This window comes from Pseudoduganella lutea, assembly GCF_004209755.1.
In the GTDB taxonomy this organism is placed as follows: domain Bacteria; phylum Pseudomonadota; class Gammaproteobacteria; order Burkholderiales; family Burkholderiaceae_D; genus Rugamonas; species Rugamonas lutea.
Window position 1 is genome coordinate 6,414,299 of sequence record NZ_CP035913.1, and the last position, 17,034, is coordinate 6,431,332.

The 17,034-nt window shown below is 68.5% G+C and carries 14 protein-coding genes; 8 read left to right on the forward strand and 6 right to left on the reverse strand.

The genetic code is table 11. The features are described 5' to 3' along the window. Positions 1-34: 34 nt before the first annotated feature. From EWM63_RS32600 to EWM63_RS27025, 3 genes are read left to right on the forward strand one after another with little or no spacing between them, the layout of a single operon-like run. Positions 35-529, forward strand: a complete 495-nt coding sequence (locus EWM63_RS32600; protein ID WP_229487526.1) for a hypothetical protein — start codon at positions 35-37, stop codon at positions 527-529. A 35-nt stretch (positions 530-564) separates the two neighbouring features. After that, a complete protein-coding gene (locus EWM63_RS32605; protein ID WP_229487996.1) occupies positions 565-930 on the forward strand; it encodes a GGDEF domain-containing protein in 366 nt (121 codons plus the stop codon). A gap of 11 nt (positions 931-941) precedes the next feature. Then, complete coding sequence (locus EWM63_RS27025) at positions 942-1,949, forward strand: AraC family transcriptional regulator (protein WP_130189293.1); 1,008 nt, start codon at positions 942-944, stop codon at positions 1,947-1,949. 122 nt (positions 1,950-2,071) lie between these two features. Here the strand turns inward: EWM63_RS27025 and cphA are convergent, their stop codons facing one another. The 5 genes from cphA to EWM63_RS27050 all read right to left on the reverse strand — a co-directional run bounded on the left by cphA (position 2,072) and on the right by EWM63_RS27050 (position 9,236). Next, positions 2,072-4,717, reverse strand: a complete 2,646-nt coding sequence (gene cphA, locus EWM63_RS27030; RefSeq protein WP_130189294.1) for a cyanophycin synthetase — start codon at positions 4,715-4,717, stop codon at positions 2,072-2,074. Next, a complete protein-coding gene (locus tag EWM63_RS27035) occupies positions 4,714-5,667 on the reverse strand; it encodes a cyanophycinase (protein ID WP_229487527.1) in 954 nt (317 codons plus the stop codon). The genes cphA and EWM63_RS27035 overlap by 4 nt, the downstream gene beginning before the upstream one ends. Beyond that, a complete protein-coding gene (locus EWM63_RS27040; protein ID WP_130189295.1) occupies positions 5,664-6,560 on the reverse strand; it encodes an isoaspartyl peptidase/L-asparaginase in 897 nt (298 codons plus the stop codon). Before EWM63_RS27040 ends, EWM63_RS27035 begins: the two co-directional genes overlap by 4 nt. Positions 6,561-6,633: 73 nt before the next feature. Beyond that, positions 6,634-7,689 (reverse strand): methyltransferase, encoded by a 1,056-nt coding sequence (locus EWM63_RS27045; protein ID WP_229487528.1) that lies wholly within the window; start codon positions 7,687-7,689, stop codon positions 6,634-6,636. 110 nt (positions 7,690-7,799) lie between these two features. Continuing rightward, positions 7,800-9,236 (reverse strand): iron-containing redox enzyme family protein, encoded by a 1,437-nt coding sequence (locus tag EWM63_RS27050; protein ID WP_130189296.1) that lies wholly within the window; start codon positions 9,234-9,236, stop codon positions 7,800-7,802. 242 nt (positions 9,237-9,478) lie between these two features. Here EWM63_RS27050 and EWM63_RS27055 point away from each other — a divergent pair, with 242 nt between their 5' ends. Next, the gene (locus tag EWM63_RS27055) at positions 9,479-10,687 is read left to right on the forward strand and encodes a glycosyltransferase (protein WP_130189297.1); all 1,209 of its coding nucleotides are present in this window, start codon (positions 9,479-9,481) and stop codon (positions 10,685-10,687) included. Positions 10,688-10,772: 85 nt separating this feature from the next. Here the strand turns inward: EWM63_RS27055 and EWM63_RS27060 are convergent, their stop codons facing one another. Beyond that, positions 10,773-11,843: a flavodoxin family protein gene (locus EWM63_RS27060; RefSeq protein ID WP_130189298.1), complete on the reverse strand. Its 1,071-nt coding sequence runs from the start codon at positions 11,841-11,843 to the stop codon at positions 10,773-10,775. Positions 11,844-12,071: 228 nt separating this feature from the next. Between EWM63_RS27060 and EWM63_RS27065 the strand changes: the two genes are divergently transcribed. Genes EWM63_RS27065 through EWM63_RS27080 form a run of 4 tightly spaced genes read left to right on the forward strand, consistent with a single transcriptional unit; the run spans position 12,072 to position 16,973 of the window. After that, on the forward strand, positions 12,072-13,469 hold the full coding sequence (locus EWM63_RS27065; protein WP_130189299.1) for a class I SAM-dependent methyltransferase: 1,398 nt from the start codon (positions 12,072-12,074) through the stop codon (positions 13,467-13,469). Between the two features lie 59 nt (positions 13,470-13,528). Then, positions 13,529-14,806, forward strand: coding sequence for a sensor histidine kinase (locus EWM63_RS27070; protein ID WP_130190641.1), 1,278 nt, complete (start codon positions 13,529-13,531; stop codon positions 14,804-14,806). Further along, positions 14,806-15,999, forward strand: coding sequence for a hybrid sensor histidine kinase/response regulator (locus tag EWM63_RS27075; protein ID WP_130189300.1), 1,194 nt, complete (start codon positions 14,806-14,808; stop codon positions 15,997-15,999). Before EWM63_RS27070 ends, EWM63_RS27075 begins: the two co-directional genes overlap by 1 nt. Then, positions 15,996-16,973: a response regulator gene (locus tag EWM63_RS27080; protein ID WP_130189301.1), complete on the forward strand. Its 978-nt coding sequence runs from the start codon at positions 15,996-15,998 to the stop codon at positions 16,971-16,973. Before EWM63_RS27075 ends, EWM63_RS27080 begins: the two co-directional genes overlap by 4 nt. Positions 16,974-17,034 lie beyond the last annotated feature (61 nt).

A 17,034-nucleotide genomic window follows, 5' to 3' on the forward strand; every position in this document is an offset into this window, starting at 1 on the left:
ACGTTGTCACAACGGCACGCTAAGGTGGCCGGTCATGAAAACCTTCCAGCACTGCGCGATCCAGTCCCGCGCCCTCGCCATCGCCTGCCTTGCCGGCACGGCCATCGCGCTCCTGTATGCCACCGTTGGCACGATCAAGCCGGCCGAATCGTGGAAATGGTTCGACGTGGCGAGCGAGGGCGGCACGGCGCTCGTCGCCGCGGCGTGGGGCCTGATCGTGCTGGGCAGCCGCCCCGACGGCCGCGTGACGCGGCTGCTCGCCGCCGGCTTCGCCGCCATCATGCTCGGCTCGTGGGCCGACTGCATGGATGAATTCCTCGCGATCGACAAGGCCGCGCTGTGGGATCACGGGCTCGAAGCGCTCGTCCCGGCGGGCATGGTCATCCTCACCATCGGCATGGTGTACTGGCGGCAGGAGCAGGCCAGCCTGACCGAGCACCTGAAGAAGCGCGAGCGGCTGTTCCGCGACCACCGCGCATTCGACCGGGTCACGCAACTGGCCGACGCCGGCTATCTGCGGCCCAGCTAGCGCGCGAACTGGCACGCGGCCAGGGCACGTGCGCGCTGGTGCTGCTCGACATCGACGGCTTCCACCGCATCAACCGCGAACATGGCCCGGCCGAGGGCGACCGGGTGCTGCAGGCCGTCAGCCACATGCTGCTGCTGAACCTGCGCAACGACGACCTGCTGTGCCGCTACGCGGGCGACCGGTTCGCGGTGCTGATGCCGGGCCTCGCCGACGCGGCGGCCGATGACGCGGCCCGGCACCTGTGCCGGATGGTGGCGGCGATGCGGCACTATGTCGACGGTAACGTCGACAGCGACCGCGTGTCGCTGTCGCTGCGCTACAGCTGCGCCCAGGCTGGCGGCGCGCCCGGCCGCACGCCGGACACGGTGCTGGCCGACCTGTGTCGGCAGGTGGACGCTTGACAGGTGGACGAGTGATCCAGTGGCGCGGGGCCGCCGAACCGTCGATCCCGGCGCGGCAGCAGCCTTTGCTGGTGCTTGAATATGCCCGCTCGCGCGATGTCGGCGAGGCGGCCCTCCTGCGCGGCATGGGGCTGGATGCGCTGGCGCCGGACGCGCTGGTGTCGCCTGCCCAGCACCTGCAACTGCTGTCGAACGCGCTGCGCGCGCTGGACAGCGCCGATACCAGTTTCATGCTGGGCCAGCTGCTGCTGCCCGGTCACGACGGCGCACCCAGCAATGCACTCGTGCAGGCACCGACCCTGCGCGACGCGCTGCTGATCCTGTGCCGCTGGCATGCGCGCCTGACACCGCTGCTGCGCCCCCGCCTGGAAACGTGGGACGGCATGGCCGCGCTGTACTGGGTCGACAGCCATGGCGCGCCCGGCCTGCGGCCGGCGCTGGTGGAAATGCATATGACGGCCGTCGTGGCGCTGTGCCGCTGGCTGGGCGGGGAGCGGATGCCGTGGCGCTTCTGCTTCAACCGTGCCGCGCCGCGTCACGTGGAGCAGCACCACGTCCATCTGGGCAGCGAGTTGCGCTTCGACTGCCACTTCGACGCCATGCTGATCGAGGCCGGATGGCTGGACCGGCCGTGGCCACGTGGCAGCGCGCTGGCCGCCGCGCTGGCGCTGCGCGCCGCCGAGGACGAGCCGGAGCGGCCGCCCGGACTGCTGGCCGCGCTGTACGACTACCTGCTGGAGCGGGTGCGCACGGCACCCGTGCTGGAACGCACGGCCGCCGATTTCGGCGTGAGCCCGGCCACGCTGAAACGGCAACTGGCGCGCCACGGCACGCATTTCCAGGCGGAGCTCGACGGCGTGCGCGCGCACGTCGCCTTGTGGATGTTCCATGCGCAGGGCGCCGACAACGATGCCGTGGCGCGCTATCTCGGATTTCACGATGCCGCCAATTTCCGGCGCTCGTTCAAGCGGTGGACGGGCGTGACGCCCTGGTTGCTGCGGACGGGGATGGCGGGGTAGGGTGGTCGCAGAGGCAAACCGGTGTCTGACACCATTTCCGGGAGATTCATCCGGAAATGGTGTCAGACACCGGTGTTCAGCAGCCAACAGCTAGAACATGCGTCGGTGTTGGCCGCGCTGGCTCACGCCACCAGCAATGCCGCCTGCTCGGCGATCCGCTGCGCGCTGGCGGGATCGCTTTCCCGCAATGCCTCGACGACCTCGTTGAGCGACGAGCCGCAGGCGAACACCATCACGTCGCCGGGCTGGCACAGCGACAGGCCGTGGCGCAGCGCTTCATGGCCGTTCAGACGGCTATGGATGACGGCCTCAGGCTTGCCGGCGGCACCGGCACCGCCCAGCATCAGCCGCACGCAGTCGCCGGCAGGCCGGCCGCGGTTGTTCGATTCATACACGACGATCTCGTCGAAGCCGCCCGCGCACGTCTCGCCGACGGCTTCGAGGTCCTGGTCGCGGCGGTCGCCCGGCGCGGTGACCACGCCGACCACGCGGCCTTTCGACAGGCCCCGCGCCATGCCCGACAGCGCCGCATACGCGGCCGGATTGTGCGCGTAATCGACGACGACGGTGACGCCATGCACGTCGAACACATTGCTGCGCAGCGGGTTGGTGCGGCCGTCCGACACGAACGTGCCCAGGCCCGATGCGATCTGCTCGGGCGCGAAGCCGGAAGCCAGCAGCGCCGCCGCGGCGGCAAGCCCGTTGGCGATGTTGTAGCGGGCATGGCCGCCGAGCGTGGACGGCATGTCCGCCGCGCGCAGCAGCGCCAGGTGGCGCGTGCCGTCCGCGACGATCAGTTCACCGTCCTGCAGGTAGGCACCCCGGCCACCGTTGTGCAGGTGCTTGAGCAGCACCGGATTGTCCGGGTCCAGCGCGAAGAACAGCACCTCGAGCCTGTCGGCAAGCCGGCTGGCCATGCGCACGCAATGGCGGTCTTCCGCGTTGAGCACGACGCAGCGCGACGCCGCGCTGGCCACGACACCCTTCACGCGCGCCAGGTCCTCCACGGTGTTCACGCCGTCCAGCCCCAGGTGGTCGGCGCTGATGTTCAGCACCACGGCCACGTCGCAGCGGTCGAACGCCAGGCCGCGCTTGAGGATGCCGCCGCGCGCCGTTTCCAGCACGGCGAAGTCCACCGTGGGATCGGTCAGCACGGTGCGCGCCGACCAGTAGCCGCTGCAGTCGCCGCTGACGATGCGGCGGCCGTCGATATACACGCCCTCGGTCGTCGTCACGCCCGTGCGCAGGCCGGCCGCGCGCACGCAGTGCGCCGCCATCAGCGTGGTCGTGGTCTTGCCGTTCGTGCCGGTGATCGCGATGACGGGAATGCGGCCATTGTCGCCGCCATACATCGCCTCGACGATGGCGTCGCCCGCGTCGCGCGGCGTGCCGGCCACGGGGTACTGGTGCATGCGGATCCCCGGCGCCGCGTTCACTTCGATGATCGCGCCACCCTGTTCGGCCAGCGGCCGGGCGATGTCGCGGCAGACCAGGTCGATGCCGGCCACGTCCAGGCCGATCTTGCGCGCCGCGCGCACGCAGGTGGCGCGCGTCTCGGCGGGCAGCAGGTCCGTCACGTCCTCGGCGGTGCCGCCGGTGGACAGGTTGGCATTGCCGCGCAACAGGACGGGCACGCCCACCGGCGGCACGCTGTCGAAACCGTAACCCTGTTTCTCCAGCGCCTGCAGCGCATGCGCGTCGAGCGGGATCTGCGTGAGAATGTTGGCGTGGCCCTTGCCGCGCGCGGGATTGCGGTTTTCCATCTCGACCAGCTCGCGCACCGTGCGGTGGCCGTCGCCGGTCACGCACGGCGGGCGCCGCAGCGATGCGGCGGCAACCTTGTCGCCGGTGACGAGCACGCGGTAGTCATGACCTTCGATGAAGCGTTCCACGATCACGCTGCGGGAAAACTTGCGGGCCGCCTCGAAGGCCGCCGCCACCTGTTCCGGCGTCGTGCACTGGGTCGTCACGCCCTTGCCCTGGTTGGCATCGAGCGGCTTCACGGTCGCGGTGCCGCGCAGCTTGCGCGCCGCGCGCAGGGCCTCGTCGGCGCTGGTGACGACGGTGCCGCCAGGGACAGGCACGCCGGCCTCCTTCAGCAGTGCCTTCGTGAGGTTCTTGTCGCTGGCGATGCGGCAGGCGATGTTGCTCGCGTCGCCCGTCATGGTGGCCTGCAGGCGCTTTTGCCGGCTGCCCCAGCCCAGCTGGAACAGGTTGGCGTTTTCCGTGACGCGGAAATACGGGATGCGCCGGCGCCGCGCCGCCTTCAGGATCGCGGCGGTGCTGGTGCCCACGGCATTGCGCTCGGCCGTGCCGCGCAGCGCCGCCAGCGGGCCTTCCAGTGCGAACGGTTCGCCCTTCGCCAGCGCGCCGACGATCGCCAGCGCCAGGTCGAATGCCTCGAGGGCGACCTCCTCGACCTTGTAGGCGCACACGATGCGGTACACGCCGGGCTGGCCGCGCACGCGGCGCGTGCGGCCGAAGCCGGCCGGCGTGCCGGCCAGGCATTGCAGTTCCAGCGTCAGGTGTTCGATGATGTGGCCCATGTAGGTGCCGTCGCGCAGGCGCTCGGCGAAGCCGCCATAATGGCCGGGCGAGCAGCGGTGCGCCATCAGGCTCGGCATCAGGGCCAGCAGCGCGTCGGTGAAGTCGGGGACGTCGTTCGAGGCGACGCCATGCAAGTCTTGGAGGTCCAGTACTGTCAGCAGGCAAGGCCGTGCGGCATACAGGTTGGGGCCGCGCAGCACGCGCTGGTCCAGGATGTTCATGACAGGGGATTCCTCTTCGTGACGGTGCGGATGAAGTCGGTGAGCGGGGCCGGCGTGTCGCGCGTGGCGTCCGGCGGCAGCTGGTGCGGGTGGTTGATCTCTCCGGGCAGCGCGAAGCTGCTGCCGGTGGGCAGCAGGTGCAGGCGCACGTCGATCAGCTGCGGCGTGCCGCCGGCCGGGATGTCGGCCACGTTCGAGATCATCGCGCGGCCGTCGACGACCGTCACGCTGCCCGCGCCGATCACCTCGATGCCCACGCCGCGCTCGACCACGAGCGCCGTGTCCTCGTCGATGCCGATGCCCAGCAAATACGGATTCTGCGCGACGATCGTCAGCAGCCGCGCCAGCCGGTGCCGCTCGCTGAAATGCTGGTCGATGACGACGCGCTGGACGAAGCCGAGGCCGGCACCAAGGCTGACGGAGCCTTTTTCCGGCAACAGGTCGGCCTTGCCGTCGGCCAGCATGTGGCCGCACATGGCCGACGCGCCGGCGCTGGTGCCGCCGATGCACGCGCCGCTTTCCTTCAGCGCGCCGTGCATCGCCTCGTCGAGCAAGGTGCCGCCGATCATCGCCAGCAGGCGTTTCTGGTCACCGCCGGTCATCCAGATCCCGTCGCACTGGCGCACACGCGCCGCCAGGCCGGGATCGTTGGCGGTGGCGCGGTCCGGCAGGTCGACGCGCACCACTTCGCGTACGCCGATTTCACGGAACACCGTGTCGTAACGCTCCCACATCACGTCGGGCACGCGGCTGGCGGCCGTGATGACGGCGATCGTGCCTTGCGTGCCGCCGCACAGCTGCACGAAGCGCGACAGGATGTCCTTGCTGTTCTCGCGGTCTTCGTGGCCGCCGACGATGACGAGGTGGCCATGCTGGCTGCGGTCGAAGTGTTCGTTCGCCGGATGCCGGCTCGCTGGCGCGCTCATTTCCCCGCTCGTTTGTCCACTCATGCGCGCTCCTCCGCGCAGGGCATTTCGCGGTTGCTGCGCATGGCCGCCGCATGGCGGTTGATGGCGATGACGCCCACGTCGATTTCCGCCGGCAGCAGGTCCACGCCGCGCTGCACGGCTTCCTCGACCGGCATGCCGCCGGCCATCCAGGTATAGACGGTGTGGGCCAACAGATGGCGCACGATGTGTTCGCCGATGCCGGTGACGGCCACGGCGCCTTCCGCACCCGCATAGAAGCCGCTGCCGATGATTGGCGTGTCGCCGACGCGGCCCAGCAGCGACGGTGCCGAGCCTCCCGTGGAGCAGGCCACGGCAAAGTTGCCGGCGGCATCGCGTACCACGGCGCCGACCGTGTCGCATGGCGTGAATTCAGGCGGCGTGTCGTAGTTCCAGTAATCCTTGAACGCGCGGTTGGCCACGCCCGGCGTGGCGGGCTCCTTGCCGCCCAGCGTGGCCATCAGGCGTTCGTGCTTGGCGCGCTGGCGCTCGCTGATCGCGTGGTGGATCGCGAAGCCGGCCGTGCGGGCAAAACGTTCGGCACCTTCGCCGGCCAGCAGCCAGTGCGGGGTGCGGGCAACGGCCTGCGCCACCAGCACGGGATTTTTCACGCGCTGGAGGCACGCGACGGCGCCCAGGGCGCCTTGCGAATCCATCACGGACGCATCCATCTCGATGGTGCGGCCGTCCAGACACAGCACTGAGCCGCTGCCGGCGTTGTAGCGGCCGTCGTCTTCCAGCGCGACGACGGCGGCCACGGCGCCGTCGAGCGCGCTGCCGCCGCCGGCCAGGCGGTCGAGGCCCGTGCGGGCGGCGAACCGGCAGCCGTCATCCTGGTCTCGGCTGCCGCCTGCACCGCCGTGCGTGACGACGGTCGCTTGCAAATCTTGGGTCATGGGTCTTTCGCTCGGTATAAGTGATGCGTGAAAAGTCCGGCCAGATCAGGTGGGCCGGATCACTGTTGCGACATCAGTGCAATGGCTTGGACGCCTTCAGCCAGACGGCCGCGATGCGGTCCGCTTCGGCATAGGCGGGCGTGTCGAGTTCCTCGCCGAACACGTCGGGGTCGATTTCCTCGTACTGCCAGCTCATGCCCGCGTGCGCCAGCAGCGGCTCGATGCGCCGCAGGAACGGGTCGTCGTTGTGCAACATGGCCACGCCCGTGTACAGCAGCAGGCTGCCGCCCGGCGCGAGCCGGCTCAGCGCCTGCTTCGTCAGCGCGAGCGACAGACCAGCGCCCAGCTCGCCGCCACCATGACGGTAGGCGCGCTCGGATTTGTCCAGCAGGTAGGGCGGATTCGAGACGATGAGGTCGAACTCGCCCGGTACGTCCTGCAGCAGGTTGCTGTGGCGAACCACGACGTTGTCCAGCTCCGCCAACTGCGCGTTGATGCGGCACAGGTGCATTGCGCGGGCGTTGATGTCCAGCGCCAGTACCTCGGCGCCAGGGCAGTGGCGCGCCACCGTCAACGCGCCGGGACCGCCACCGGCGCCCACGTCCGCCGCGCGCCGCACCGGGCGCCCGGTCGCGGCGATCACGGCCAGTTCGCTGCGCAACGCACGCGCGAAGCGGTAGGTATCCGGTCCGAAGAACACGGCATCGGGTTCACTGGTGGGGTAGGCGGAATGGAAATACAGCTCACCGCCCAGTGTGGAGGCGCGCAGGGTCGAACGCCAGCCGTCGCGGTGTGGCTGGGCAATGCCGGCGCGGACCATCAGCGCGAGCAGTTCGGCCGACAGCGCCTCGGCGCGGAAGGGCCGGCTCCAGCCGAAGATGTCGGCCAGGTCGCGCGCCCACACGTGGTCGCTGCGGCCTTTCACGCGGCTGTGGGTGGCTGGCGTGACCGTGGTGAAGCGATACCCGGCGGCACGCAGCGCGCGGCCCAGGTCGAGCAGGGCGGCCGCATCCGGCATTGGCTGCCCGCGTACGGCGCATGGCGCGGCTTCCTGGCCAGAAAGGTCGGTGGAAACCGCGGCTGCGGCCCCCAGGCCGGACAGGCCCGCGCTGGCGGTGGCGTTCATCATCGTATCCCCTCGTTTCGTTGTGATCGTTGTAATCCCGTGACGCCATTGCGCTGGTCGCGCTACCGTTGCGCGCGGAGACGGCCTCGCCGCAGGGCGGCTGGCTCATTGCTTCATTGATACAGCCGGTTGAACACGCGCGTTGCCATCAGCCCGGCGGAGGTGTGATGCTGGTTCGGTGCCATCAGGCCGATCAGCAGGGCCATCGCCTCGTCCTTGCTGGCGGTCGCGGCCAGCTGTGCTTCCAGCAGGCGCAATTCACAGCCGATGCTTTGCCACGCATGTTCGTCCGCGGGGAAGGTGTGCCGGATCACACCACGCGGCGCCGTGTTGCGGGCGGGCGCCGAGTCCAGCGTGTCGAGGCTGCGGCGCAAGGCACGGTAGCTCGGCACGCGGGGAATGGCGGGATCGCTGCCGTCGCGTGGCGTGGCGATCCAGTCTTCCAGCAACTGCTGTTCATAGGGGCTGAAGACGCCGAACATCTCGGCGCGCTCGCCATGGATGAGTTTCCAGAAGCGGCTGTTCGCGGCCGGCTCACCGCGGCGGATCCAGCCCTGCTGTTCGAGCTTTTCCAGGAACTGGGGGATCTGCGCCGGGTCGGCCAGCCAGTCGTTGATGGTGCGGCCGGCCACGCGGCAGTAGTCGGAGTGCATGTTCTTGCCGACGACCGCCTTGGCGGCCAGCATCGCGACCGTTTCGCCCTCAAGGTCGAAGGAGGCGATGGACTCGACAGTACCGATGCCCAGGTCGTTCAGCCGGAAGCCGGCGGCCACGCGGCGCAGGAACGCAGCGCTGTCACCGACCCGCGGCACCAGGCGCCGCAGCGCTTCGAGCGCCGTGTGGGCGTGGCCCGTATCGGCATTGTCCACGGTGACGTGCAGCGTGAAGTAATAAGGATCGATGCCCAGCTCGTTCAATTCATACGACGTGATCAGCAGGTGCAGCGGCAACTGCTCGTAGCCGAGGTTGTAGCCGACGAGTTCGGGCAGGAAGTCATCCGCGCCCGCCGCCAGCGCAAGCTGGATCGCGCCCTGCACGAAGTGGCGATCGGGCAAACCCTGCCAATGCTCGCAGCCATGCTGTTCGAGCAGCTTGCGATAGATGGTGACGTGGTTCTTGTCCGGCACGCCGTTGCCCAGTTCTTCCAGGTAAATGCGGATCAGTGGCTGGTAATCCGGGTCTTGCCAACGCTCTAGCACGCCGTACAGCCACGCGCCATCGACGAGCTTGGTGGGGGCGACGGCCTTGATGAAGTACAGTGCCTGGGAGCGGGTCTTGAAGTAGCGGCGCGGCGCGCCATTCTTGCGGGCCGCCAGGTAAGCCCGGTATTCCGCGCCGACGGCATCGGTGTGGTGCGTGATCCACGCCGCCATCTCGTCGATGGTGGCTGGCAGGTCACATGGCAGGTTTGCCGCTTCGTTCAGCCGGGCTTCCAGGTAAGTGGCTGCGAGGGTGGGATTGGCATCGTCATGCAGCGCATGGTAGACGGCCTTGGCATCGCTGGTATCGATAGCAGCGTCAAGGCGTTGGGCGAGGGCGGTAGTGGGCATTCGTGTCTCGTGATTTGGCAGGCCGTGATGGCATAACGTTATTGAATCTCGTTAATACCGTTGTCATCTGTATAACGAGTATGCTGGCCCATTGCCGGGCTGAGTAGCAGCAGGCATCCCGTGCCCTTGTAAGAGACGGATTACAGAAATCGGAATCTCGATTAGTTCGCCCCTGCGTATAATGGACTTTCGGTTACGGGCACCTTTGGCATCGGGCAACGCGCGTCGGGAGTTTCGATCACATGGCACACATCCACCTAGTCTGGGAACTTGGCGGCGGCCTGGGGCATGCTGGCCGGCTGAAAATGCTGGCCCGCGTGTTGCTCGCGCGCGGCCATCGCGTCAGTTTCGCGCTGCGCGACCTGGGCTGCACGCAGCGCGTGCTGGCCGACCTGCCGGTGCCGCGCTTCCAGGCCCCGGTATGGCTGCAGCCCGCGGAGGGATTGCCATCGAATCACGCCAGCCTGGCCGAAACCCTGCTTGCCGTGGGATATCTCGACGTGCCTGGCCTGGCCGGCCTGGTGGCTGGCTGGCGCGCCCTCTTTGAAGAGATCGCACCGGACCTGGTCGTGGCCGATCATGCGCCGACCGCGCTGCTGGCCGCGCGCACGCTGCACGTGCCAACGAGTTCGGTCGGCATCGGGTTTTCCAGTCCGCCCGCCGACCGCCCCTTGCCCTGCCTGCGCGACTGGGATGGCGTGGCACCCCAGCGCCTCGCGCGCGCCGAAGCCCATGTCCTCAACGTGGCCAACGCCGTGCTCGAGATGCACGGCGCACCGGAGCTGCTGCACGCCGCGCGCCTGCTGCTGGGCGACGCGCCGCTGTTGTGCACCTGGCCGGAATTCGATCATTACGGCCGCGCGCCAGCCGAGGCGGAGTGGCTGGGGCCCGTCGGCCTGCCCCTGGGAACCGCCGCGCCAGCCTGGCCGCCGGGTGACGGGCCGCGCGTGTTCGCGCATCTGCGGCATGAGCATGGCCACCACGCCGCCGTGCTGCAGGCGCTGGTCGACGAAGGCTGCCGCGTGCTGTGTTACCTGCCGGAGGTGGCCGCGGGGCGCGCCGCACCGCTCAGCTCGCCGCGCATCGTGTATTCGGCCCAGCCGGTGGCGCTGGAAGCCGCCCTGCATGGCACTGTGCTGTGCATTTGCCATGCCGGCGAGGGGACGGTGGTGCAGTCGCTGCTGTGCGGCGTGCCCGTCCTGATGCTGCCAATGCAACTGGAGCAGTTCCTGATGGCGCGGCGGGTGGAAAGCTGGGGCGGCGGCATCAACGGCGCCCGGTGCGAGGCGGCTGGCGACTGGCGTGCCCCCGTGCGACAGATGCTGGACGATCGGCAGTTCCGCGCCGCCGCCGCCGCGTTCGCGCACCGGCGCGGCGACCGCACGACCCTAGAACGGGCCGAGCGGGTGGTGGATGCGTTCGAGCGGCAGATCGCATCCGTCAGGCGTTGACGCCGGCGGCAGGAAAGTTGCTCAAAAAATGGGGTACGTCCCCATTTTGCGGGCAACTTTTCAGTGATGCGGTGTGCTTGCCCGCTTACTTCGGTCGCGGCTGCCGCAGCCGCGCATCGGGTGGCACGAGCTTGCCGGCGCGGATCTGCCGCACGGCTTCGGCCACGGCCCGCGCACAGTTGCGCACTTCCTCCTGCAGCGCTTTGTCGCGGTCCAGTGTGTCGTGGCTTTCCGCATAGGATTCGTAATAGCCGATATAGCGATCCAGCACGGCCTGGTGGCCGGCGCCGATCAGGCCCATCCATTCGAGCCAGTCGGCCAGGTTGCGGCGCTGGCTTTCCACGCCCGCCACGTCGCCGTGGACGACCACGCCATAGGCGCGGCCCGCCAGGTGCTTCGGGTAATCCCAGCCTTTCAGCTCGAGCGCCTTGGCTTGCTCCGCGTCCTTGCCCTGTGTGCTGGTGGGATCGGGATTGCCGCCATCGGCGCACACCAGCCGGTCGATCATCAGCTTCAGCGGCGACGGCGACTGGTACCAATACGTGGGGGCCATGAGGATAACCCCGTGCGCCAGTACCCAGCGCTCGTAGATCTCGTTCATCCAGTCGTTCACCTGGTTCAGGCTGTGATTCGGATAGCAGCTGCACGGCCAGTGGCACAGTGGCATCGCGGTCGATACGCAACCCTTGCAGGGGTGAATGTGGTGGCTGTAGGTGGACGTGACGAGCGACAGGTCGAGCACGTCGGCCTCGATGCCTTCCGTCTCCAGCGCCGTGCGGGCCCATTCGATCATCCGGTATGTCTTGGACATCTCGCCGGGGCACGTGCCATCGTTGCGCGAGGCGCCGCAGACCAGCAGCACGCGCGAGGGTGTGGCGGGATCCTTCTGGCGCCGCTCGGCGGCCAGCAGTGCGTCGCGGGCCGCCTTCCACTCGACGGCCAGGTCGTAGCCGGGATCGGCAAAGCCGGGGCCGGCCTTCACGGTGATGGGCGCCTTGCGGCTGTCGCGGTAGTTGGTCCAGGCGACTTCCTCCAGCCTGGCGATATCGGCGCGCAGCGGCTCGAATCGCGGGTCCTGGAACGATTGCGTGAACTTGCGATGGAACTGCTCGCGGTCGAGCTTGTCGGGCGCCTGGCCCTTGCGTACCTGCGTCATGGTCTCCTCCGTTGCATCCGCTCATCGTGGCACCGCAGAGCCCATGGCTCTGTACGCTGCCGTACCGTCCTGGACAGTGAGGCGCGTTGCTGCCAGCCAGTCACTGGCAGCGGGCAGCGGCTTGCTGTCCGCGAGTTTCGCGTGTCATTTTTCGGCATCCAGCCTTCATTGCAGGGTGATCTGCATCAATGTACACTCGGCAGTAATAACGCCAGCCCAAGCGCCCACGTGTACTCGCCAACGCAGATCGATCCCGTCGTCAGTTTCCACAACGCGCAAGGCGAAGCGGTGCGTGCGACGATCGTCAACGTGCAGCGGCGCTCGCTCGTGATGGAAGTCTACAACCCATGGTCCATCGTCCAGGTCAGCGAAGTGCTGAGCGAGGTGACGGTGCGGATGGGCGCACGCGAAGCCTATGTGGGCAAGGCGGTCGTCATCAGCATGGTCAACACCGGCCTGACGGCGATCGTGTCGACCAGCCTGACGGACGAATGGCGCGAGCTGACCGAAGTGGCCCTGGCGCCCGGCGTCATCGGCCAGAAGGCGCAGGCGTTCGTCGACGGCTGGAGCGAGCGTTTCCGCATCCGGCGCGACTACCAGATCGTCGTCAACGAAACCCGGGCGTTCCTGGCCGACGCGTCGCGCTGGCTGGAACAGGTGGACCTGGCCGACGCCACGCCGGGCGGCCAGGCGACGGCGCGGCTGCCGGCCGAGTATTTCCTGGAACTGGCGCTGCCACTGATGGGCAAGATGAAAGCGTGCTTTGACAATTTCAACCACGAGGCTTCGCTGGTCGACGAGGAGCAGGCGGCCGTACACCGCGCTTTCGCCCAGGCTGCGCTGCACCCGCTGATCCTGCGCGCGCCGTTCGTGTTCCGCACCTATACGAAACCGCTGGGCTATGCCGGCGACTACCAGATGGTCAACCAGATCCTCGGCGATCCGCGCGAGGGCCCGAACACCTACTTCCAGGTCGTCAACGCGGCCTTCCTGCAGACCGCCGTGGCCACGGCGCACCGGCACCGCATCGACATCCTCGTGCAATACCTGCTGCGGCTGGCGCAGCGGGCACGGGCCGCCGGCCGCCCGCTGCGGGTGCTGAACGTGGGCTGCGGGCCGGCCGAGGAAGTGGCCCGTTTCCTGCAGCAATGCGACGAGCCGGAATGGCTGTCGTTCGAACTGGTGGACTTTTCCGGCGAAACGCTGGACTGGACGCGCACGCGCCTCGACGCAGTGCAGCGGGCCTCCGGCCGGCGCACGGCGATCGACTTCGTGCAGGACTCCGTGCACCAGTTGCTCAAGCGCCGCGATGCCGTAGGAACCGGTCGCGGCGAGTTCGATGCCGTGTATTGCGCCGGCCTGTTCGACTACCTGTCCGGCAAGGTGTGCGCGCGGCTGACCCATTATTTCGCGACGCGCGCGCGCGCGGGCGGCACGCTGCTCGTCACCAACGTGCACAGCGCGAACCCCGAAAGGTTCAGCATGGAGCACATCCTCGAGTGGTACCTGATCTATCGCGACGAGGCGGGAATGCGGGCGGTCCTGCCGCCGCGCCGCGGCGGCACCCGGGTGTACACCGACCCGACCGGCGTGAACGTGTTCGCCGAGATGACGGTCGAGCCGTGAGAGGCACGGTCACGCCGGTGCGCGGCAATTACGCCAGGGAGCTGTCGGGATTCCACCTGATGCAGAGCCGGGCCTGCGCGGTGACGGTCATCGTGCTCGTGCTGCTGGGCTTCGTGCTCGATCTCGCCGTGTACCCGCAGGAGATGGCGCGCTTCGCCGTGGCCCGAATCGTGACCAGCATCGGCGTGCTGGCGGGCCTTGGCATGCTGTACACCGCGTTCGGCAGGCGGCACGTGCACGCGGTGACGTTCGCGTGGCTGACGCTCCCGCAACTGATGATCGCCTGGATGATCCACGTGACCCAGGGGGAGGTCTCGCTGTTCTATGCGGGCATCATCCTGACCCTCTTCGCGGTCGGCACGCTGTTCCCGGTCGGCTACATGTACACGCTGGGATATGGCCTGCTGACCCTGACGTTGTACTGGATCGCCTGCGTGGCGCGGCCGCAGGGCGTGACGGACCATGCACAGTTCCTGTTCCACTCCACGATCATCCTGTTTTCGGTGGCCGCCAGCACCGTCTACACGTTCTACAACGAGCGCGGGCGGCGGCAGCTGTTCGACCTGAAGGAAGAGCTGGCGCAGAAGAACGACGAGCTGGAACGCACGAACCGCAGCCTGGCCGACATCAAGGGCCAGATGCTGCAGCAGGAAAAAATGGCCGCGCTCGGCACGCTGTCGGCCGGCCTGCTGCACGAGGTCAACAATCCGGTCAACTTTTGCCTGATGGCGATCGAGGTGGCGCGGGAAGAACCGGCGGCGAAGGGCAGCCCGATGCTGCTTGAATGCCTGGAAGACGCCCGGGAAGGCATGTTGCGCGTACAGTACATCGTGTCCGACCTGAAGACCTTCGCCTACCGGAACGAACATGTGGACGGCAGCACGTTCCTGTTGGAGCGGGCACTCGATGCGGCCGTGCGGCTGGTGAGCCACGAAACCAAGGGCATCGCGATCCGGCGCGACCTGGCCGGCGAAACGCTGGTGCGCGGCGACGAGGCGGCCATCGTCGGCGTGCTGATCAACCTGCTCAGCAATGCCGCGCTGGCGCTGCGCAAGGGGCCGACGCCGGCGCCGGAAATCCTCATTGCCTCCCGCGAGGAAGGTGAGCGGCTGCGCGTCACGGTGCGCGACAACGGGCCCGGCATCGCGCCGGAGAACCTGCAGCGCGTCGTCGAGCCGTTCTTCACCACGCGCGAAGTGGGGCAGGGCCTGGGGCTCGGGCTGTCGATCAGCTACAGCGTGATCGAGCGCCATGGCGGCCACCTGGCGGCTGAAAGCCAGCCCGGGGAGTGGACCCGGTTTTCATTCGACCTGCCTCGGGCGGGTGGGGAGCGCTGATGGAACAGGCCGCAGAGGGCACGACGCCCACCGTGCTGTACGTGGACGACGAAGACCTGGCCCGCAAGTACTTCGGCCGCGCCTTCGGCAACGAGTACCGGGTGCTCACGGCCCCGGGTGTCGACGCGGCGATCGACCTGCTCGGTGGCCACGACGTGGACGTGCTGGTGACCGACTACCGGATGCCGGGCAGGACCGGCAGCGATCTGCTGCGCGAGGTGGCACGCGCGTGGCCGGGGCTCGTGTGCATCCTCGTTACCGCCTACGCGGACAAGGAGATATTGCTGGAAACGGTCAACGGCGGCGATGTGTTCCACGTGCTGGAAAAGCCGGTCCGGCAGGATACGCTGCGCGAAGCGCTGCGCCGGGCCAGCATGGAAGCGGCGCGCCGCGCGCGCGACCGCGCCATGCGCGACCATGGCCAGATGGCGGTCGAGGAAACGGTCGCGTTCCTGTCGCACGAATTGGGCGCGCCGCTGGCGTCGATCGCCGCATTCGCACGCTCGCTGGCGCGGCAGGACCATGGCGGGAATCCCGTTGACGACGATGTGCCGGGGCGCGATGACGCGTGCCCGCAAGATCGCCATGCATTGCCGATGCGCGCGCGGATCGGCAATGCGGCCGCCCACATGGGCGAGAATGCCCGTTACTGCCAGTCCGTGCTCGATTCCTTCGTCGACGCCATCAAGCGGGCGTCGCCGGCACCGGCGGCCCGCGCGGCCGGTGCCGGCGCGCAGCGCATGGTGGAAGCACTGCTGGCATCCTATCCGATGAGTGCGGGCGAGCGGGCGGCGATGTCGGTCCACGTGCAGCAGGATTTTGCGATTCGCGCGTCGCCCAACTGCGTGGCGCTGGTATTGTCCTCCCTTGTCGCCAATGCGCTGCAGGCGTTGCGCGGCCAGTCGGCGCCGCGGCTGCGCGTCACCGTGGGCGCGGGCGGGCGCCCGGCGATCGCCGTCGAGGACAACGGCCCCGGCATCGCGCCGGAAATCCTGCACCGCCTGCTGCTCGACCCGGTATCGATGCACGGCGAGGGCGCCGGCTGGGGCCTGATGTTCTGCCACCGGGTGATGCAATCGTTCGGCGGGCACTTGCGCGTGCAATCGACACAGGCGTCGCCGGACCACCCGGAGCGCCAGCGGGGAACCACCGCCACGATGAATTTTCCAGAAACACAAAAGGAACAAGCATGACCGACGCTGCCAAACCATTGCCAGCCATCCTCTACGTCGACGATGAACCGACGGCCCTGAAATACTTCCAGCGTGCGCTCGCCTCGCAAGCCACCGTGCTGACGGCGGAATCGGTCGAGGAAGGCAAGCGCGTGCTGGACCGGCATGCCGACACCATTGCCGTGCTGGTGTCCGACCAGCGCATGCCCGGCGCCTACGGCAACGAGCTGCTGTTCTACGCGTGGGACCGCTATCCGCATATCGTGCGTATCCTGACCACCGCGTACTCGGAAATCGTGCACACGGTGGAGGCGGTAAACCAGGGCCAGATCTACCGTTACATCCAGAAGCCTTGGGACATCACCGCGCTGCGCATGGAAATGAAGCAGGCGGTCGAGCTGGCCCGGCTGCGCCGGGAGCACGCGCAACTGCTGCGTGAAAAGCTGCTCATCCGGCAAAAGCAGGCCGTGGCCAACCGCATCGGCACGCTGTATGCGCTGTGCGCCGGCGTCACCGGCAACGCCGGCACCGTGCCGATCGATGCCTACCTGTCGGCGGCGCTCTGCGCCGGGCTCACGCCGCCGGAGCCGGACTGGCTGCTGATGGACTACTCGGACCTGATCGGTTCCGAAGCGTTTCGCAGCGCCGCGTTCGGGCGGACCGTGCGGGAACAGCTCGATGCGCTGGCCGGCGGCGGCGCCGTGCCGGGCGACGTGTTCGGCCTGCTGGCCGAAGCGTTCGACGATGGCTTCGACCGCACGGCCGAAGGCGGCACCATCGTGCACACGTCGCGGCTGACCGAATTCCTCGAGACGCCCACCGCCAGCGGGGTGTCGGACCTGCACGCATTCTGGCTGGCGGTGCTGCTGTGGCTGGGCCGGAATGGCCAGACGCTGCAACTGTCCGGCGGGCCTGACGGCGTGCACGCGCGGCTGGTGCCGGCCGGGACCACGCCCACGCCGGTGCAACTGGCCGGCTGGATCGAGCAGTTCTAGTGCCCGTTTGGCGTTCGTGCGCCGGGACTGCCGCGGTTTCGCTACGATGCCCGGAACATCG